Source organism: Pseudomonas sp. MPDS (genome assembly GCF_013283895.1).
GTDB classification, from domain to species: Bacteria; Pseudomonadota; Gammaproteobacteria; order Pseudomonadales; family Pseudomonadaceae; genus Aquipseudomonas; species Aquipseudomonas rhizophila.
Window position 1 is genome coordinate 1,119,971 of record NZ_CP054128.1, and the last position, 19,177, is coordinate 1,139,147.

Sequence of the window (19,177 nt, forward strand, 5' to 3'; positions counted from 1 at the left end):
ACAGGGGATCTGCGGTGAATGAAGAACCTGCGGCTGGTGGTGATCAAGGGTGGGAGCGAGCTTGCTCGCGAAGGCGTAGGCACATCCAACATCTTTGCTGACTGACACAGCGCTATCGCGAGCAAGCTCGCTCCCACAGGGGATCTGCGGCGAGTGAAGAATCTGCGGCTGGCGGCGATCAAGTGTGGGAGCGAGCCTGCTCGCGATGGCGGCGGCACATTCAACATCTCTGGTGACTGATACAGCGCTATCGCGAGCAAGCTCACTCCCACAGGGGATCTGCGGTGAATGAAGAATCTGCGACTGGTGGTGATCAAGGGTGGGAGCGAGCCTGCTCGCGATGGCGGCGGCACATTCAACATCTCTGGTGACTGATACAGCGCTATCGCGAGCAGGCTCGCTCCCACAGGGGATTTGCGGTGAATGAAGAATCTGCGGCTGGCGGCGATCAAGGGTGGGAGCGAGCTTGCTCGCGATGGCGTCGGCACATTCAACATCTCTGGTGACTGATACACCGCTATCGCGAGCAGGCTCGCTCCCACATGGGGATTTGTGGTGGATGATCGATCGCGCCCAATACGCCACTGTTCCCGTCGGCCGACGATGCAGGCAAGATGAAGGCCTGCAAGTCAGAACACAGGAAGCTGATCGTGACCGAAGCGTTTATTGTCGTTCAAACCGCCGAACAAGCCGTGGATCGTCTGGCGGCCCTGCACGAGCGTGCGACCACTGCGCTGAACCAGGCGCTCAAGCGGTACCTCAAGGATCGCATCGAGCCGGATGCCGAACAGCGGGCGTTGTTTCGCTATCCCGCCCTGCGCCTGACCTATCACTGCCATGGCGAAGTCCCGCAAACCACCCGCGCCTACGCCAAGGTCCAGTTGCCGGGCACCTACAGTGTCACCGTCACCCATCCGGCTGCGTTCCGTAAATACCTGCTGGAGCAGTTGGTCCCGCTGATGCACGACTTTACCGTCACCGTCGAAGTGGGTGTCAGCGAGCAGAACATCCCCTATCCCTACGTGGTGGAGCAGGGTGATGAACTGGCCGGCTCCGGTGTGACTGCCGCGGTGCTGGCCCGAGTGTTCCCCAGTACCGACCTGTCGGCCGCCACCGATGGCATTGCCGACGGCCTCTACGACTGGGAAAACACCGACCCGCTGCCGCTGGCGTTGTTTGACGCGGCGCGGGTGGACTTTTCCCTGCGTCGGCTGGTGCATTACACCGGCAGCGACTGGCGCCATGTGCAGCCGTGGATCCTGCTGACCAACTATCACCGTTATGTGGATCAGTTCATTGTCCATGGCCTGGAGCAACTGCGCAGTGACCCGCGTTTTGTGCGCATGGTCCTGCCGGGCAACGTGATCATCGAAAAGAGCATGGACCACGGTGAAGCCTCGGCGATCGCCGCGGGCGTGGTCTGGCACCGCTACCAGATGCCGGCCTATCACCTGCAGGCCAGCGACGGCCACGGCGTGACGCTGGTGAACATCGGCGTCGGGCCGTCCAACGCCAAGAACATCACCGACCACCTGGCCGTGCTGCGCCCCCACTGCTGGCTGATGATCGGTCACTGCGGTGGGCTGCGGCAGTCCCAGACCATCGGCGACTACGTGCTGGCCCACGCTTACATGCGTCGCGACGGCATCCTCGACCGGGTCGTGCCGCCGAATATTCCGATCCCGGCCCTGGCTGAAGTGCAGATGGCCTTGCAGCAAGCGGCGGCCAATGTCACCGGTGAAAAGGGCGACGAGCTGAAGAAACGCCTGCGCACCGGCACTGTGCTGACCTACGACGACCGCAACTGGGAATTGCGCTGGGCCCAGGAGCGTCCGTTGATCAACCTGTCCCGCGCCGTGGCGGTGGACATGGAAAGCGGCACCATCGCCGCTCAGGGATACCGCTTGCGTGTGCCGTACGGCACGTTGCTTTGTGTCTCGGACAAACCGCTGCACAGCGAGATCAAATTGCCGGGTTCGGCCAACGCGTTTTACGAACGGGCGGTCAACCAGCACCTGAAGATCGGCATCGCGGCGCTGGACCTGTTGCGCAACGAACTCAACTCGCTGCACTCGCGCAAGTTGCGCAGCTTCGACGAGCCGCCGTTCCGCTGATGAACTGATCCCGGTTGAAGGGGCAGTGGTTATTTAACGGTCGGGCCACTAGCATGGTGGGCCCAGACCGTTAGATGTTGTGTTTGCCATGCCTCGTCCGCCACGTCCCGCTTCCCGCCGCCCTGGCGCGAAACCTCCCGCATCCGCCCCGCGTCGTGTGGCCAAGGCCCCGCCGGCCGAGCCGAGGCTGATCCTGTTCAACAAACCCTTCGATGTGCTGACGCAGTTCAGTGACGATCAAGGGCGGGCGACGCTCAAGGACTTTATCGACGTGCCCGGCATTTATCCCGCCGGGAGGCTGGATCGCGACAGCGAAGGGTTGCTGCTGCTCACCAACGACGGGCAGTTGCAGGCCCGCATCGCCGACCCCCGACACAAACTGGCCAAGACCTATTGGGTGCAAGTAGAAGGTGAGCCCAGTGCCGAGCAATTACAGCGACTGTGCGCTGGCGTGGAACTGAACGACGGCATGACCTTGCCCGCACAAGCGCGGCAACTGGATGAGCCGCAGCTATGGCCGCGCAACCCGCCGGTGCGCTTTCGTAAAAGCGTGCCGACCAGTTGGCTGGAACTGGTGATTCGCGAAGGGCGCAACCGTCAGGTACGGCGCATGACCGCCGCGGTGGGCTTGCCGACATTGCGTCTGGTGCGGGTCAGGATCGGTGACTGGACGCTCGACGGGCTGGATCAGGGACAGTGGAAGGAAGTGCCGGCGCGTTTATAAGGTGCCCGTCTCGATCAGGCCGATCACCACGCTCTTGATGACGAATGCCGCCACGCCCAGTCCCAGCACAAAAAACAGGATGAACGAGCCAAAACGCCCGGCCTTGGACTTCTTCGCCAGATCCCAGACGATGAAACCCATGAAAATGATCAGGATGCTGACAAGGCCAGTCATCATCCACTCTTCGAAAACCACAGGATCCATCGAAACACTCCGGCGTGGGCGAGGTTGAAAAGGCGGGGCGAGTATACGGCATGGAAAGAGGGCGAAGGATTGGGCTGCGACGGTGTGTCGCAGCTATTCATCGCCTGGGCTGACGCAGCGGTGTTCTCTTCAGTCGTGGTGGACACCGGCCCGCTTGAGCATCTGTTTGCAGCGTTCGGACAAGTGAAACACCCGCAGGTGCTTGCCGGCCTTGCTATAGCGTTCACGCAGGGTCTTGAGCGCCGCGATGGCCGAATAGTCGACAAAGCTCAAGTGACGGCAGTCCAGGGTCACCTGGGACGGATCGTTGGCCGGGTCGAACTGGTTGAGAAAGGGCGTGGTCGAGGCGAAGAACAGGGTGCCGTGCAGGCGATAGAGCTTGCTGCCGTCCGCTTCCAGATGCGCATCGGCATACAGTTCCCGGGCCTGTTGCCAGGCAAAGTTGAGCGCCGCAATGATAATGCCGCACAGCACGGCGGTGGCCAGATCAGTGAATACCGTGATGGTCGTCACCGCGATGATCACCAACACGTCATTGACGGGCACTTTGTTGATCACCCGCAGCGAGGCCCAGGCAAAGGTCTGCTGGGACACCACGAACATCACGCCTACCAGCGCGGCCAATGGGATGCGTTCGATCAACGGCGACAGAAACAACACGAACAGCAGAACCATCACCCCGGCCACCACGCCGGATAACCGGCCGCGCCCGCCCGAACTCAGGTTGATCACGGTCTGGCCGATCATTGCGCAACCGCCCATGCCGCCGAACAGTCCGGAGGCCATGTTGGCCGCGCCCAACGCTACGCACTCGCGGTCCGGGTAGCCGCGGCTCTCGGTGATCTCGTCGGTCAGGTTCAGGGTCAGCAGGGTTTCCAGCAGGCCGACCATCGCCATCACCACCGCATAGGGCGCGATGATCCGTAAGGTATCCAGGTTCCAGGGAATGTCCGGCCAGACAAAAGCCGGCAGGCCGCCGGCGATATGCGCCATATCACCCAGGGTGCGGGTCGGCAGCCCGAAAAAGTACACCGCTAGGCCAACCCCCAGGATCGCCACCAGGGCCGGCGGAACACTGCGGGTCAGGCGTGGCAACAGGTAGACGATGGCCATGGTCAGCGCCACCAGGCCGATCATCAGGTACAACGGGCCGCCGCTGAGCCAGGTCTCGCCACTCTTGAAGTGCTCCAGTTGCGCCAGCGCAATGATGATCGCCAGGCCGTTGACGAAACCGAGCATTACCGGGTGCGGCACCATGCGCACCAGTTTGCCCAGCCGCAACAGCCCGAACGCCATCATGATCAACCCGCCCAGCAGCACAGTGGCCAGCAGGTATTGCACGCCGTGTTGCACCACCAGCGCGACAATCACCACGGCCATCGATCCCGCCGCGCCAGACACCATGCCTGGCCGCCCGCCGAACAGCGCGGTCAGCGTGCAGATGATGAAAGCGCCGTACAACCCCATCAGTGGGTTGAGATGAGCCACCAGGGCGAACGCGATGCATTCGGGCAGCAAGGCAAAAGAAGTGGTGAGGCCGGCGAGGGCGTCGGCGCGAAGACGTGCTGGTTTCATGATTGTCCTGGCGGGGCAGCGCCTGAGAGTCGACTGCCGTGGGCGTGGTGCAAAAACAGGGTGGGGATGGTACGGAATTGAGTGCGGTGCGGCCAGTGGTTGGTCGTCGTGTGGATGATTTCGGGGCGGCTTCGCAGTGCGCAAGGCGCACGCTTCCTCGCCACGGGAGACGGCCAGGGATGAAAATCCTGCGCTGAATTTACATGGCAGGTGGTGAGCGATGTCCGTCAGCGACATTTCTTGTCTGTGTACGAAAATTACTTTCAGCGCGTTTGAAGATTAATCCTCGAAATGATTTATGAGTTTCACAAACACAACGACGTGACCCCATTCGAGGAGTAACGCATGGCCCCTGCATTCGGTTATTGGCTGTTGGTCTACGCGGCCATCGCCATCATTGCGCTGATCGTTTTGATCGCCCGATATCGGCTTAATCCGTTCATTGTCATTACGCTGGTGTCCATTGGCCTGGCGCTGCTGGCCGGGATGCCGCCGTCCAGTGTGGTCGGGGCGTATGAGGCGGGCGTGGGCAAGACCCTGGGGCACATCGCGCTGGTGGTGGCCTTGGGCACGATGCTCGGCAAGATGATGGCCGAGTCCGGCGGGGCCGAGCGCATGGCGCAAACGCTGATCGAGCGCTTCGGCGAGCGCAACGCCCATTGGGCGATGGTGTGCATTGCCTTCCTGGTGGGGCTGCCGTTGTTTTTCGAAGTCGGTTTCGTGCTGCTGGTGCCCATCGCGTTCACCATTGCCCGGCGCGTGGGCGTGTCAATCCTGATGGTGGGGTTGCCGATGGTCGCCGGTCTCTCGGTGGTGCATGCCCTGGTGCCGCCGCACCCGGCGGCAATGCTGGCGGTGCAGGCGTTCCAGGCCTCGGTGGGGCAAACCTTGCTGTACGCGATCCTGATCGGTATTCCTACCGCGATCATTGCCGGCCCTGTGTATGCCAAATTCATCGTGCCGCGCATCCAACTGCCGGACGATAACCCGCTGGAGCGCCAATTCCTCGACCGCGAGCCCCGCGCCAATCTGCCAGGTTTCGGGATAACCCTGGGGACCATCCTGCTGCCGGTGGTGCTGATGTTGATCGGCGGTTGGGCCAACCTGATTTCCGAGCCGGGCAGCGGCTTCAATCAGTTCCTGCTGTTCATCGGCAACTCGGTGATTGCCTTGCTGCTGGCGACCCTTCTCAGCTTCTGGACGCTGGGCCTGGCCCAGGGCTTCAACCGTGAGTCGATCCTCAAGTTCACCAATGAATGCCTGGCGCCGACGGCCAGCATTACGTTGCTGGTGGGCGCTGGCGGTGGTTTGAACCGGATCCTGGTGGACGCCGGAGTCACTCAACAAATCGTCGGCCTGGCCCAGGAATTTCAATTATCGCCACTGGTCATGGGCTGGCTGTTCGCCGCCCTGATGCGTGTCGCCACCGGCTCGGCCACGGTGGCGATGACCACGGCCTCCGGTATCGTCGCCCCCGTGGCGATCGGTCTGGGCTATCCCCATCCCGAGCTGCTAGTGCTGGCCACCGGCGCCGGGTCGGTGATCTTTTCCCACGTCAACGACGGCGGCTTCTGGCTGATCAAGGAATACTTCAATATGACCGTCACTCAAACTTTCAAGACCTGGACCGTACTCGAAACGCTGATCTCCCTGGTTGCGTTCGGCCTGACCCTAGGACTTGCGCGCTTGCTTTAATCGCAGCGCTCCAACACAGGTGCCGTCATGGACATCCTTTACCAGATTCGCTCCCGTCAGGATTCCTTCAGCGCCGGCGAAGGAAGAATCGCCCGGCTGATGCTCGACGACGTAGGGTTCGCCGCCTCGGCCAGCCTGGATGAACTGGCCCAGCGGGCCGAAGTCAGCAGCGCCACGCTGTCACGGTTTGCCCGTACCGTTGGCTGCCGCGACCTGCGGGACTTGCGCCTGCAACTGGCCCAGGCCAGTGGCGTCGGCAGCCGGTTTCTCGACCCCGCCGGCGCGCCCGAGCAATCGGCGTTTTATGGGCAGATCGTCGGCGATATCGAGACGACCCTGCGTCAGCACCTGTCGGCATTCGAAGAGTCTCGGTTCAGCGACGCGGTGCGGATGCTCGGCAAGGCGCGGATGATTCATGCGTTCGGGCTCGGCGGTTGGTCGGCGTTGTGCGGCGAGGAGTTGCAGGTACGGCTGGTGCGTTTCGGCTACTCGATTGCCGCCTGCCGGGATCCGGTGATGATGCGCATCACCGCCACCTCATTGAGCCAGGAGCATTTGGTCATCGCCTGTTCACTCACCGGCATCACCCCGGAACTGCTCGGCGCGGTGGAACTGGCGCGCAGTTATGGTGCGCCCATCCTGGCCATCACCCGCGCCGACTCGCCGCTGGCCCGGCTGGCCGATGTGGTGCTGCCGCTGCAAGGCGCGGAAACCTCGTTCATTTATAAGCCCACGGCGGCGCGCTACGGCATGCTGCTGGCCATCGATGTGCTCGCCACCGAGCTTGCGCTGGCCCACCCCGAAGACAATCAAGAGCGTCTGCGGCGAGTCAAACTCGCCCTGGACGATTACCGCGGCGGCGACGATCACTTGCCGCTGGGAGACTGAGATGCTGTACGACACGCTTATCCGCAACGCACGGGTCATCGATGGCAGCAACACCCCCGGTTACAGCGCCGACGTGGCGATCCGTGCCGGTCGCATCGAGCGCATCGCCGAGCTGCGCGATGCCCGGGCAATCGAAGAAATAGACGCCGCCGGCCGGGTGCTGGCTCCAGGGTTCATCGATGTGCACACCCACGACGACACGGTGGTCATTCGCCAACCGCAGATGCTACCCAAACTCAGCCAGGGCGTGACCACGGTGATTGTCGGCAATTGCGGTATCAGCGCTTCGCCGGTGAGTTTGCGGGGCGAGCCGCCGGACCCGATGAATTTGCTCGGCACGGCCCAAGCGTTCGTCTATCCGCGTTTCGATGATTATCGTTCGGCGGTGGAAGCAGCCACGCCGGCGGTCAACGTGGCGGCGCTGGTGGGGCACACGGCGCTGCGCAGCAACCACATGGATGATTTGTTGCGCACCGCCAGTGTGAGAGAAATCGCCGCCATGCGTCAGCAACTGCGCGAAAGCCTGGAGGCCGGCGCACTGGGGTTATCCACAGGCCTGGCCTACGCCAACGCCTTTTCGGCCTCCACCGACGAAGTCATGCAACTGACCCAAGAGCTGAGCGCATTCGGTGCGGTCTACACCACCCATCTGCGCAGCGAATTCGAACCGGTGCTTGAGGCCATGGACGAAGCGTTCCAGATCGGCCGTCACGCCCGCAGCCCGGTGATCATTTCCCACCTCAAATGTGCGGGTGCCGGTAATTGGGGGCGCAGTCCGCAGGTGCTCGCGGCGCTGGAGAATGCGGCGAAAACCCATCCGGTCGGTTGTGATTGCTACCCCTATGCGGCCAGCTCCTCGACCCTGGATCTCAAGCAGGTGACCGATGCCCATCGCATCACCATCACCTGGTCGACGCCTCATCCGCACATGGGAGGGCGCGATCTGGCTGACATCGCCGCCGAATGGGATGTGCCGCTGCTGGAGGCCGCGCGGCGCCTGCAACCGGCCGGCGCGGTGTACTACGGCATGGACGAAAGCGACGTACGACGAATCCTCGCCCACCCGTTGTCCATGGTCGGCTCCGACGGTTTGCCGGAGGATCCGTTTCCGCATCCGCGCTTGTGGGGGGCTTTCCCGCGGGTGCTGGGGCATTTCAGCCGAGACATCGGGCTGTTTGCGTTGCACACCGCCGTGCACAAGATGACCGGCCTGTCGGCGGCGCGCTTCGGCCTGAAGGACCGTGGGGAAATTCGGGAAGGGCATTGGGCGGATCTGGTGTTGTTCGATCCTCATACCATCAGGGATGTCGCCGATTTCAACGAGCCGCAACGGGCCGCCGAAGGTATCGATGGGGTTTGGGTCAACGGCGTCTTGAGCTACCGCGAGGGCCGGGCGAATGGGCGCAGGCACGGGCGGTTTCTGGCGCGAGAAGGGGATCTACGCCGTGGATTCAGTTCGTCACCCGGCGCTTGAGAGGTGGAAACACAATGGAATGCCCTTGTGATCTGCTTCTCAGTGGTGGCATTGCGATATTAAAGAAGCCGGTGATATAGCCGAAGCAATGAGTTCAACCCATCTAAACTGGGTCTTTTCAGCCAGGGAGCAACCCATGAGCTTCGGTAAAACCACCCCGATCCTGCGGATCTTCGATGAAACCAAGGCATTGGCGTTCTATGTCGACTTCCTGGGATTTACCGTCGACTGGCAACATCGCTTTGGTGACGATTTTCCGCTGTACCTGCAAGTCTCTCGCGACGGATGCGTGCTGCACCTGTCCGAACATCATGGCGACTGCACCCCGGGCTCGGCACTGCGTATCGAAACGGATGAACTGGAAGCTTTCCAGGCGCAACTGCTGGCCAAGCAATACCCCTTCGCCCGCCCTCAGATTCAGGCTATGCCGTGGGGTAGCCAGGACATGACGGTGGTGGATCCGTTTGGCAATCGGTTGGTGTTTACCAACGGGATTAGTGTGTAACGAGGTTGGATACATTGATGGGCGAGCAGGGGCGTTGGGCTAGATCTGCCGCCATGTGACGAAAGAGCCAAGGTGATGGATCTTTTTGACTGATTGTAATGACATTGCGCAAAGCGCCCATTTCTTCCGGGAAATGGGCGCCTGCCATGATCAAACCCGGAAGTGACTCACCATCATCTGCAACTGATTACCCAAGCGGGCCAGTTCAACACTGGACGCTGCGGTTTCTTCGCTGGCGGCGGCGGTCTGTTCGGACACGTCGCGTACGTTGATGATGCTGCGGCTGATCTCCTCGGCCACGGCGCTTTGCTCTTCGGCAGCGGCGGCGATCTGCTGGTTCATCGACTGGATGTTTGACACTGTGCGGGTGATGTTTTCCAGTGATACACCGGCCTTGCGGGTCAGGGCTACGCTGCTGTCGGTAAGGCTGCGGCTGTTGTTCATCACGGCGGCCACTTGTTGGGTGCCGTTCTGCAGACCGGCCACCAGGCCTTCGATTTCCTCGGTGGACTTTTGTGTGCGCTGGGCCAGGCCACGGACTTCGTCGGCAACCACCGCGAAGCCACGACCGGCTTCACCGGCGCGCGCCGCTTCGATTGCCGCGTTCAGGGCCAACAGGTTGGTTTGTTCGGCGACGGCCTTGATCACGTCCATGACACTGCCGATCTTGTCGCTTTCCTGTTGCAGCACGGTCATGGCGTCGGTGGAGCGCTCCACTTCACTGGCCAGGCGCTCGATCTGGGCGATGGCTTCGTTGACCACCTGGTCGCCGGCACGGGCTTCACCGTCTGCCGCGGCGGCTGCCTGGGATGCCTCTTCGGCGTTGCGGGCAACTTCCTGAACCGTGGCGGTCATCTCGTGCATGGCGGTCGCCACCTGATCGGTCTCGACTTTCTGGCTGTTGACGCCGGCGCTGGTCTGCTCGGTTACTGCGGACAATTGTTCGGCAGCACTGGCGATCTGGGTCACGCCATCACGGATGCCGCTGATCAAATCGCGCAGGGTCACGCCCATGCGTGCGATGCCCTGTTGCAGTACGCCCAGCTCATCGCGACGGGTAACGATGAGGTTGTGCGAGAGGTCGCCACTGGCAATGCGATCGACCACGGCCAGGGTTTCGCGCAGCGGTCGGGTGATCTGGCGAGTGATGATGACCGCCGCGATGATGCCTACCAGCAACGCCAACAACGTGCTGACCAGTTGCAGGGTGCGGGCCTGGGCGCTTTCGGCATCGCGACGGTCGAGCTGGATCTGATACAGCTGTTCGCTCAGGGAGACGATGGTCGTGCCCTGGTCGGTCATTTCCTTGCGGGCCTGCACCGCCTCGGCAATGGCCTGGGTGAAAGCCTGGACGGAGCTGCGGTATTGAGTCAGGGCAGCTTCGAGCTGACGCAGCTCACCTTGCCGGGTGCTGGCGAAATACGCATTCAGCGGTTGGAGCGAAGCGAGGGCGGCATCCAGTTGGGCGACGGCCTTGCGTTCGTTTTCGGGGTTGCTGTTGGCGGTGTAGCCGCGCACTTCATAGCGGGCCAACATGAACGCCTGCTTGGCCTCGGTGATGGCCTGGTACTGTTCCAGGCGCTGGTCGCTCGAGAGCATTTGCTGAACGTCGGTATTGATCGTCTCGATCAGCTGGTAAGCGGTCCCGGCGTTGGCAGTCATCGCGTCGCGGGCGGTGTTGGCGCTGCGGTAGGCGTTGCGCATTTTGTTCAGGGACACCTGATAGGCGCTGATCGTCGCGCTCTGCTCCTTGAGCAGCTTGACGTTTTCCGGGCTCTTGAAGCTGCTCAGCAGCGCGTTCTGTTGCGCAACGAAACTATCGAGGGTGGTTTGCACATTCTGTGCGGCGGTCTCGTCGCCATTGGTGAGCATGTATTGCAGGCGCACGACCCGAAGCTTGGTCAAGCCGGCATTGAGCTTGGTGATGTCGCTCATCCAGTTGCTGCGGTCGATCAGCCCTCCCAGGCTGGTCCAACTGGTCAGTGCCTGGACGCAGGTCAGTACCAGCACCAGGCCAAAGCCCAGGCCCAGTTTCATGTTGACGCTAATGTTGCCAAACCAGCTATTCATCATATTCCTCCAGGAACGTTGTGCTGCTTGATCGTCGGTACGCTGGAAGATTGTTGTTTTTGAGCCAGCTAAAACGTGTAACAGGGCTGTATCGGCTGCCGACTCTGGATCTGAAAGGATTTTTTTGGAGTGTCAGGCATTGGCTGGAGAACTTGCTGCGCGCCTCAGGGTTATCCTGAATTCCAGGCAAAAAAAAGCCCGCGGGAGGGCGGGCTAAAACCTTAGTTTCTTGAATGAGCGAGGGGACTTTACCCAATCACGCGAACGCGTGGGGTGAAGAAAAGTTCATGAGAGGCGGGTGGCAATGAGCAGAGAACGAAGCCCTCAACCTGGATCAGATTGAGGGCTTCTCTGCGCCTGACAACCTCACCTCAGATCAAACCGATCCAGGTTCATCACCTTGACCCACGCCGCGATGAAGTCGCTGACGAACTGCTCCTGCGCATCTGCGCTGGCATACACTTCGGCCAGGGCCCGTAGTTGGGCGTTGGAGCCGAAGACCAGATCGACACGAGTACCGGTCCATTTGACCTGACCGGTCTTGCGGTCGCGGGCTTCGAACGTTTGCTGGTCGTCTGAGAGCGGTTTCCATTCCACGCCCATGTCCAGCAGGTTGACGAAGAAGTCGTTGGTCAACGCACCTGGCCGTTGGGTGAAAACCCCATGCCGGGTTTGGCCGACATTGGTATCGAGTACGCGCAGGCCGCCGATCAGTGCGGTCATTTCCGGTGCACTCAGGGTCAGCAGTTGCGCCTTGTCGATCAGCAGTGCCTCGGCGGATACGCTATACCTGCCCTTGAGGTAGTTGCGAAAGCCATCGGCGATGGGTTCAAGAAAGCCGAACGACTCGACGTCGGTCTGCTCCTGGCTGGCGTCCATGCGCCCCGGCGAAAAAGGCACCGTCACGCTGAGCCCGGCATTCTTCGCCGCCTGTTCAATGCCGGCGCTGCCAGCCAGCACGATCAGGTCCGCCAGGGAGATTTTTTTACCACCGGACTGGGCCCCGTTGAACTCGTCCCGGATTTTTTCGAGAGTCGCCAGCACCTGCGCCAATTGTTCCGGCTGGTTGGCCGGCCAATCTTTCTGCGGGGCCAGACGCAGCCGGCCACCGTTGGCACCGCCGCGCTTGTCGGAGCCACGGAAGCTGGACGCGGCCGCCCAGGCGGTGGACACCAGTTGTGAAACCGACAGGCCCGAGGCCAACAGTTTGCTTTTAAGGGACGCGATGTCGCTGTCGTTGACCAGGGCATGGTCCACTGCCGGGATAGGGTCCTGCCAGAGCAGCTCTTCGTTGGGCAGTTCCGGGCCGAGGTAGCGCGAGAGCGGGCCCATATCGCGGTGGATCAGCTTGAACCAGGCCCGGGCGAAGGCGTCGGCCAATTGGTCCGGGTTCTCCAGGAAGCGCCGTGAGATTTTTTCGTAGATCGGGTCGAAGCGCAGCGCCAGGTCGGTGGTCAGCATGGTTGGATTACGCCGCTTGGACGGATCGTGGGCGTCTGGGATGATGCCCGCGCCAGCACCGTTTTTCGGTGTCCACTGATGCGCACCGGCCGGGCTCTTGGTCAGCTCCCACTCAAACCCGAACAGATTCTCCAGATAATTGTTGCTCCAGCGGGTGGGCGTGGTGGTCCAGGTCACTTCCAGACCACTGGTGATGGTATCGGGGCCTTTGCCGGTGCCGAATGCGTTCTTCCAGCCCAGGCCCTGTTGTTCCAGGCCGGCGGCTTCAGGCTCGGCGCCGACATTGTCCGCAGGCCCTGCGCCGTGGGTCTTGCCAAAGGCATGGCCGCCGGCAATCAGGGCCACGGTTTCTTCATCGTTCATCGCCATGCGGCCAAAGGTTTCGCGGATATCCAGCCCCGCAGCGACCGGGTCCGGTTGACCCTCGGGGCCTTCCGGGTTGACGTAGATCAGCCCCATCTGCACGGCGGCCAGCGGGTTCTCCAGATTGCGCCCCAGATCGGTACGGCTTTCTTCATTGCCCGGCTCGGCCACCAGTTGTCCTTCGCCGGGATCTTGCATCGCGGCTTTATCCGGCTTGCCGTAGCGGGTGTCGCCGCCCAACCATTTGTTTTCGGAACCCCAGTAGACGTCTTCGTCCGGCTCCCAGACGTCGGGACGACCGCCGGAAAAACCGAAGGTCTTGAAGCCCATGGATTCCAGCGCGACGTTGCCGGTGAGCACGATCAGGTCGGCCCAGGATATGTTGCGACCGTACTTCTGCTTGATCGGCCATAACAGCCGGCGCGCCTTGTCGAGGCTGACGTTGTCCGGCCAGCTGTTGAGGGGCGCAAAACGCTGTTGGCCGGAGCCTGCGCCACCGCGCCCGTCGCCGGTGCGGTAAGTGCCGGCGCTGTGCCAGGCCATACGGACAAAGAGCGGGCCGTAGTGCCCGAAGTCCGCCGGCCACCAGTCCTGGGAGTCGGTCATCAACGCATTCAGGTCATTTTTCAGGGCCTGGAAATCCAGGCTTTTGAATGCTTCGGCGTAGTTGAAATCCTCGCCCATGGGGTCGGACAGCGGGGAGTGTTGGTGCAGGATTTTCAGATTCAGCTGGTTGGGCCACCAGTCACGGTTCGTGGTGCCACCACCCGCAGCATGATTGAACGGGCATTTCGATTCGTTTGCCATGAGGAGCTACCTTGGTCGTATTCATCCAGCTATCCAGCCCGAGCGGGCTCTATAGCGACAGGTGAAAATCAATACGTAGATGCAGGGCTCACAGTTCGCTCATTGATCGTTCGGCCTTCCGGCAATCGACGTCGATTGCCCGCATCGTGGCCCACGGCAAGCCCAGTACGTTTCGAACGCTTTCGTATCTCTTATCAGGTCTGATCCGGCCAGCTTACGCTGGCGCTGAATCAAGGCTAGTCCTTCTGTGGCAGATCGCTAATAGCCGCAGTATTAATGGTTAATAGGCAGATTCTTTTACCCGGCTTGCCGGTCGAGGCAGATGATAGGGCCAGCGCTTGGTTACGGGAGAGGACCGGACCATGAACGAACGCCCTCGCAGCACGGCCATCCACGAAGCCGGCCACGCCTTGGCTTTTTGGTGGAACGGCCAGCCTATAAAACGCGTCACCGTACGCACCCGGGCTGAAGCCCGTGCGGGACCGATGTTCGACCTGCTCGGTCACCCGCAACACGCCGAAGGGTTAGTGGAGGCCGATTACCTCGTCCTGCGCCCGGCCTTCACCGCCCGGGGAATTGCTGAATATTTGCCATCGATGGTCGACTTTATTGAGCGCGACCTGATCCATTGCTTTTCAGGGCCTGTGGCCGAAGCGATCTACCGACATCGCCAATCCGACCGGCTGTTCCGAAGCAGTGGCCGCGCAGACCTCGTCCGCGGGCATGAACTGATCAGCCTGCTGCCCCCACGCCTGTTGCTCGACGCCGAATCCCGAGCCATCGCCCGTAGCAGTTGCCTTGTGCATCGTTACTGGTTTGCCGTCCGCGCGGTGGCGGACCTTTTGCAGGAGCAGGGGGCGATCGAGGGAGAGACCGTCACCGCACTGCTGCACGAGATTACTGGGGAGGCGCCGGTGCGGTTGGGGAATGAGGTGAGGAGCCTTGATGCTTGAGTTGTAGCGGATGATGCAAAAGCTTGGTGATGCCGGGGTTTGTGGGGGAAGCGTTGGCTGTGGCAAGCGGCAACCGAGCGGCTTACCATGCCAAGCAGAGGCCAAAGGAGCGAACTCATGCAAACGCTCAAAGTTGCAATCGCCGGATTCGGCGGCGTCGGACGTGCCACAGCCGACCTGCTCCTGTCCCGACGCGAGCGCTATCGCCAGGTTTACGGCGTGGACGTTAGCCTGGTCGCGGTGTGCGGATCACGTGCAGGCCTGGCTGACGCGAACGGCCTGCACCCGCATCAGTTGAATGCACTGCAGGCGGGTCTTTCAGGGCCGGATTTCGTGATGGCGAGCGGCGCAGACGTTCTTATCGAGGCAGGGCCGAGCGATTTTCGCAGCGGCGAGCCGGGTCTTGCCTACCTTCGTACGGCGCTGTCGGCCGGTCTGGACTGCATCGTTATATCGAAGGGCGCTCTGGTCCACAGCGGGCGACAATTGCGCGAACTCGCGCAGGCCTCGGGGGCGATGCTCAAACTCAGTGGTGCAGCCGCTGCCGCCCTGCCGACACTCGATCTTCTCGACCATAGCCTGGCCGGCTGCAAGGTGCTCGCCCTCGAGGGCATCCTCAACGCCACGACCAACTACCTGCTTGACGCCATGGGCACACAGGGCCTCAGCTTCGATGCGGCGTTGCGTGAAGCGCAGGCAGGAGGGTTCGCCGAAGCTGACCCGCGCAACGACACGGAAGGCTGGGATACCGCGTGCAAGCTCCTGCTACTGGCCAACTTCGGTCTTGGTGCCGATCTGACGATGGACGACCTGGTGGTCGAAGGTATTCAGTCGGTCACGGCAGAGCGCATCGAGGCGTGGCGCGAGAGGGGGCTCGTTCCCAAGCTGATCGCCAGCCTCACCCGCGCAGACGGTGTTATCCGCGCCAGCGTCGGCATCAAGGCCTATCCGCTGTCCGATCCGTTCGCCCACGTCAGCGCAAAGAGCAAGGCGATCCGTATCAGCAGCGACGCAATGGGCGAGACGCTGGCAATCGGCTGTGGCGCTGAGCCGATCGCCACCGCAGCGGCCGCGCTGAAGGACCTCGAACACATCCTCATGGCCAGGACTGCTCGGTATTCATCTCTTTCGCAACCCCCATCCTGACCCTGCGTACCTTGCCACTGTGCCGCAATCAGGCCTTCTCTCATGAGGCCAAACGTACTCGGTCTGCAGTTTCATCCCGAAGTCCGTGGCGCACGATGCGAGCACTGGTTACTGGGGCATGCGAGTGGGCTGGCCACGTCAGGCATGGACCCTGTCAAGAAGGGCCTGTAGAAACCAACGGCCCTAAAGCCACACATTCACCTCATAAATGTTCCAGAACCGTAAGCCTGTCCAATTCGCAGGCAGCCGCTCTGGAGATAGTACCCATGGCTTTCAGCAAGATTGAGGGACTGAGGGCCTACTAAAAATTGGCCTATCTACGACATCGCCATGACTGCAGCACTGCGTTTACGCCATGGCGATCATCAGCATTCACGCGCGAACACACCAGGTGATTGAAATGACCAATCCAAAACTCGAAGTGCTGACACCAAGCAATTGCCAAGTGATCTTCATCGATCAACAGCCGCAAATGGCATTTGGGGTACAAAGCATTGATCGGCAGACATTGAAGAACAACACCGTGGGCCTGGCCAAGGCCGCGAAGATTTTCTCTATTCCAACCATCATCACCACGGTCGAAACAGAAAGCTTTTCGGGTCATACCTATCCGGAATTACTGGCCGTTTTTCCTGAGGCACCGATCCTTGAGCGTACCTCGATGAACTCCTGGGACGACCAGAAAGTACGCGATGCGCTGAAAAAGAATGGCCGTAACAAGGTGATCGTCTCTGGCTTGTGGACCGAAGTCTGCAATACGACTTTCGCACTGTCCGCGATGCATGATGCCGGCTATGAAATTTATATGGTGGCCGATGCCTCTGGCGGTACCAGCCAAGCTGCGCACGATTACTCCATGCAACGCATGATTCAGGCTGGAGTTGTCCCAGTGACCTGGCAGCAAGTTCTGCTGGAGTGGCAGCGTGACTGGAAGAACCGCGATACCTACGACGCCGTTATGGCATTGGTCAAAGAGCACTCTGGCGCGTATGGCATGGGCGTCGACTACGCCTACACCATGGTGCACAAGGCTCCTGAGCGGGTAACACACGGGCCGACGCTGGAGCCTGTTGCGGCGAAGATCTGACCTTTGTCGGGTCGGCACTATAGGTCGACCCGACTTCAAATCAGTTCGGGTCTACCCGCCGTAACGGAGCTGGCTGGATTCGAGTGATCGCCAGGCGCCTGGCTCAACCCACAACGCCACGAGGAATGATCATGAGTGAAGATCTGTCAGACAAAGGCCGTCGCCGGTTTCTCGCTACCAGCTCCGTTCTCGGAGCCGCGGGAGCACTCTGGTCTGCCCTGCCTTTTGCCGGCTCCGCCGGCAGCTCTTTCGCCAACCCTGCGGGAGGTTCCATGGAAGCCGATCTGATTCTTTACAACGGCCGTCTGCACACCGTGGATCGTGAAAAGCCGCAAGCAACAGCTGTGGCCATTAAGGACGGAAAGTTCATTGCCGTGGGCAGCGACGCAGAGGCCATGGCGGTCCGCGGAGATGCGACCCAGGTTGTCGACTTGCAAAAGCGTACGGTGATCCCAGGTCTCAATGACTCGCACCTGCACCTGATCCGTGGTGGCCTGAATTACAACCTGGAACTGCGCTGGGAGGGTGTTCCATCTCTCGCTGACGCGTTGCGGATGCTCAAGGATCAGGCTGATCGCACGCCTGCTCCGCAATGGGTTCGGGTCGTGGGGGGCTGGAATGAATTCCAGTTTGCCGAGCGTCGCCTGCCTACCCTGGACGAATTGAACAAGGCCGCACCAGATACGCCGGTATTCGTTCTGCACCTTTATGACCGCGCCCTCCTGAATCGGGCGGCACTGCGCGTTGTCGGCTATACCCGCGATACGCCTAATCCGCCGGGCGGAGAGATTGTCCGCGACAGCAATGGCGAACCCACCGGCATGCTGGTAGCCAAACCCAACGCGATGATTCTCTATTCGACCCTGGCCAAGGGGCCAAAGCTGCCGCTGGAATACCAGGTCAACTCGACACGCCAGTTTATGCGCGAACTCAACCGCCTTGGCGTGACCAGTGCCATCGATGCTGGTGGTGGTTTTCAGAACTATCCGGACGACTATGAAGTGGTCCGCGAGCTGGCCAAGCACAACCAGTTGAGCGTGCGCATCGCCTACAACCTGTTCACCCAGAAACCCAAGGAAGAGCTGACCGACTTCAAGAACTGGAGCGCCATGGTCAAGCCTGGCGATGGCGATAACTTCTTCCGGCACAACGGTGCCGGTGAAATGCTGGTGTTCTCTGCCGCAGACTTCGAAGACTTCCTCGAACCTCGGCCAGACCTTGCGCCGACTATGGAGCAGGACCTGGAACCCGTGGTCCGTCACTTGGTCGAGCAGCGCTGGCCGTTCCGGCTGCACGCGACCTACGACGAATCCATTTCGCGAATGCTCGATGTGTTCGAGCGAGTCAATCGCGACATTCCGTTCAATGGCCTGCCATGGTTCTTCGATCATGCTGAAACCATCAGTCCGAAGAACATCGAGCGGGTACGCGCCCTTGGCGGTGGCATTGCCATTCAGGACCGCATGGCCTTCCAAGGCGAGTATTTCGTCGACCGCTACGGCAGCAAGGCCGCTGAACAGACCCCGCCAATTCAACGCATGCTGGCTGAAGGCGTACCAGTTGGGGCAGGGACTGATGCAACTCGCGTCTCCAGCTACAACCCCTGGACCTCGCTTTATTGGCTGGTCAGCGGCCGAACCGTTGGAGGGCTGGAGCTGTACCCCAACGGTCTTTCGCGTGACACCGCCCTGCAGCTCTTTACCCATGGCAGTGCCTGGTTTTCGTCAGAGCAAGGCAAGAAGGGCCAGATCAAGGTCGGGCAACTGGCTGACCTCACGGCCCTGTCGGCGGACTTCTTCAGTGTCGAGGAAGAGGCGATCAAGTGGATCGAGTCGGTGCTGACCGTCGTCGATGGCAAAGTGGTCTACGGCGCCGCGGAATTCGACCAGCTGTCGCCGCCGAGCCTGCCGGTCATGCCGGACTGGTCACCGGTTGCCAAGGTCCCCGGCCACTGGCGTCCCGCTTCACCGCTACTGACTCAGGTGCATCAATGCTCAGGCCCCTGCGCGGTGCATGCGCATAGCCATGACAAGGTGCGTCGGTCATCCGTACCCGTCAGTAACTACCAAGGTTTCTGGGGTGCCTTCGGCTGCTCCTGCTTCGCTTTCTGA

At 61.2% G+C, this 19,177-nt stretch carries 14 protein-coding genes and 1 pseudogene; 10 read left to right on the forward strand and 5 right to left on the reverse strand.

Annotation, left to right across the window (positions count from 1 at the left end):
• Nucleotides 1-614 precede the first annotated feature (614 nt).
• The gene (amn, locus tag HQ912_RS04900; protein WP_160893475.1) at nt 615-2,114 is read left to right on the forward strand and encodes an AMP nucleosidase; all 1,500 of its coding nucleotides are present in this window, start codon (nt 615-617) and stop codon (nt 2,112-2,114) included.
• Nucleotides 2,115-2,271: 157 nt separating this feature from the next.
• Nucleotides 2,272-2,838, forward strand: coding sequence for a pseudouridine synthase (locus tag HQ912_RS04905; RefSeq protein ID WP_173407511.1), 567 nt, complete (start codon nt 2,272-2,274; stop codon nt 2,836-2,838).
• Here the strand turns inward: HQ912_RS04905 and HQ912_RS04910 are convergent.
• Together HQ912_RS04910 and HQ912_RS04915 are read right to left on the reverse strand one after the other, a co-directional pair.
• Nucleotides 2,833-3,042, reverse strand: a complete 210-nt coding sequence (locus tag HQ912_RS04910) for a DUF2788 domain-containing protein (RefSeq protein ID WP_047230243.1) — start codon at nt 3,040-3,042, stop codon at nt 2,833-2,835. The two genes, HQ912_RS04905 and HQ912_RS04910, sit on opposite strands and share 6 nt — an antisense overlap.
• A 129-nt stretch (nt 3,043-3,171) precedes the next feature.
• The gene (locus HQ912_RS04915; protein WP_173406528.1) at nt 3,172-4,617 is read right to left on the reverse strand and encodes a SulP family inorganic anion transporter; all 1,446 of its coding nucleotides are present in this window, start codon (nt 4,615-4,617) and stop codon (nt 3,172-3,174) included.
• A 345-nt stretch (nt 4,618-4,962) separates the two neighbouring features.
• On the opposite strand from HQ912_RS04915, the gene HQ912_RS04920 reads away from it, so the two are divergent.
• The 4 genes from HQ912_RS04920 (at nt 4,963) to HQ912_RS04935 (ending at nt 9,179) form a co-directional block, all read left to right on the forward strand.
• Nucleotides 4,963-6,312 carry a gluconate:H+ symporter gene (locus HQ912_RS04920; protein WP_047230241.1) on the forward strand — a complete coding sequence of 450 codons (1,350 nt, stop codon included), beginning with the start codon at nt 4,963-4,965 and terminating at the stop codon, nt 6,310-6,312.
• A gap of 27 nt (nt 6,313-6,339) precedes the next feature.
• Nucleotides 6,340-7,200 (forward strand): MurR/RpiR family transcriptional regulator, encoded by an 861-nt coding sequence (locus HQ912_RS04925; protein ID WP_047230240.1) that lies wholly within the window; start codon nt 6,340-6,342, stop codon nt 7,198-7,200.
• Nucleotide 7,201: 1 nt separating this feature from the next.
• Nucleotides 7,202-8,674 carry an N-acyl-D-amino-acid deacylase family protein gene (locus HQ912_RS04930; protein WP_173406529.1) on the forward strand — a complete coding sequence of 491 codons (1,473 nt, stop codon included), beginning with the start codon at nt 7,202-7,204 and terminating at the stop codon, nt 8,672-8,674.
• A 136-nt stretch (nt 8,675-8,810) separates the two neighbouring features.
• On the forward strand, nt 8,811-9,179 hold the full coding sequence (locus HQ912_RS04935) for a glyoxalase superfamily protein (protein ID WP_047230238.1): 369 nt from the start codon (nt 8,811-8,813) through the stop codon (nt 9,177-9,179).
• A 150-nt stretch (nt 9,180-9,329) separates the two neighbouring features.
• On the opposite strand, the gene HQ912_RS28045 is transcribed toward HQ912_RS04935, so the two are convergent.
• The 3 genes and pseudogenes from HQ912_RS28045 to katG all read right to left on the reverse strand — a co-directional run bounded on the left by HQ912_RS28045 (nt 9,330) and on the right by katG (nt 13,880).
• The gene (locus HQ912_RS28045; protein WP_409936843.1) at nt 9,330-10,193 is read right to left on the reverse strand and encodes a methyl-accepting chemotaxis protein; all 864 of its coding nucleotides are present in this window, start codon (nt 10,191-10,193) and stop codon (nt 9,330-9,332) included.
• Between the two features lie 42 nt (nt 10,194-10,235).
• A pseudogene (locus tag HQ912_RS28050) lies at nt 10,236-11,252 on the reverse strand (methyl-accepting chemotaxis protein); the annotation flags it as partial.
• A 363-nt stretch (nt 11,253-11,615) separates the two neighbouring features.
• Nucleotides 11,616-13,880: a catalase/peroxidase HPI gene (katG, locus tag HQ912_RS04945; protein ID WP_173406531.1), complete on the reverse strand. Its 2,265-nt coding sequence runs from the start codon at nt 13,878-13,880 to the stop codon at nt 11,616-11,618.
• Nucleotides 13,881-14,242: 362 nt separating this feature from the next.
• On the opposite strand from katG, the gene HQ912_RS04950 reads away from it, so the two are divergent.
• The 4 genes from HQ912_RS04950 to HQ912_RS04965 all read left to right on the forward strand — a co-directional run bounded on the left by HQ912_RS04950 (nt 14,243) and on the right by HQ912_RS04965 (nt 19,177).
• Nucleotides 14,243-14,833, forward strand: coding sequence for a hypothetical protein (locus tag HQ912_RS04950; protein WP_107321829.1), 591 nt, complete (start codon nt 14,243-14,245; stop codon nt 14,831-14,833).
• A gap of 117 nt (nt 14,834-14,950) precedes the next feature.
• Nucleotides 14,951-15,979, forward strand: coding sequence for a homoserine dehydrogenase (locus tag HQ912_RS04955; protein ID WP_173406532.1), 1,029 nt, complete (start codon nt 14,951-14,953; stop codon nt 15,977-15,979).
• Between the two features lie 400 nt (nt 15,980-16,379).
• The gene (locus HQ912_RS04960; RefSeq protein WP_047230248.1) at nt 16,380-17,066 is read left to right on the forward strand and encodes a hydrolase; all 687 of its coding nucleotides are present in this window, start codon (nt 16,380-16,382) and stop codon (nt 17,064-17,066) included.
• 272 nt (nt 17,067-17,338) lie between these two features.
• On the forward strand, nt 17,339-19,177 hold the full coding sequence (locus HQ912_RS04965; protein WP_047230233.1) for an amidohydrolase: 1,839 nt from the start codon (nt 17,339-17,341) through the stop codon (nt 19,175-19,177).

Coding starts and splice junctions, on each gene's coding strand:
- amn (WP_160893475.1), top strand. CDS start 615: ATGAAGGCCTGCAAGTCAGAACACAGGAAGCTGATCGTGACCGAAGCG.
- HQ912_RS04910 (WP_047230243.1), bottom strand. CDS start 3,042: ATGGATCCTGTGGTTTTCGAAGAGTGGATGATGACTGGCCTTGTCAGC.
- HQ912_RS04915 (WP_173406528.1), bottom strand. CDS start 4,617: ATGAAACCAGCACGTCTTCGCGCCGACGCCCTCGCCGGCCTCACCACT.
- HQ912_RS04920 (WP_047230241.1), top strand. CDS start 4,963: ATGGCCCCTGCATTCGGTTATTGGCTGTTGGTCTACGCGGCCATCGCC.
- HQ912_RS04925 (WP_047230240.1), top strand. CDS start 6,340: ATGGACATCCTTTACCAGATTCGCTCCCGTCAGGATTCCTTCAGCGCC.
- HQ912_RS04930 (WP_173406529.1), top strand. CDS start 7,202: ATGCTGTACGACACGCTTATCCGCAACGCACGGGTCATCGATGGCAGC.
- HQ912_RS04935 (WP_047230238.1), top strand. CDS start 8,811: ATGAGCTTCGGTAAAACCACCCCGATCCTGCGGATCTTCGATGAAACC.
- HQ912_RS28045 (WP_409936843.1), bottom strand. CDS start 10,193: ATGGGCGTGACCCTGCGCGATTTGATCAGCGGCATCCGTGATGGCGTG.
- katG (WP_173406531.1), bottom strand. CDS start 13,880: ATGGCAAACGAATCGAAATGCCCGTTCAATCATGCTGCGGGTGGTGGC.
- HQ912_RS04950 (WP_107321829.1), top strand. CDS start 14,243: ATGAACGAACGCCCTCGCAGCACGGCCATCCACGAAGCCGGCCACGCC.
- HQ912_RS04955 (WP_173406532.1), top strand. CDS start 14,951: ATGCAAACGCTCAAAGTTGCAATCGCCGGATTCGGCGGCGTCGGACGT.
- HQ912_RS04960 (WP_047230248.1), top strand. CDS start 16,380: ATGACCAATCCAAAACTCGAAGTGCTGACACCAAGCAATTGCCAAGTG.
- HQ912_RS04965 (WP_047230233.1), top strand. CDS start 17,339: ATGGAAGCCGATCTGATTCTTTACAACGGCCGTCTGCACACCGTGGAT.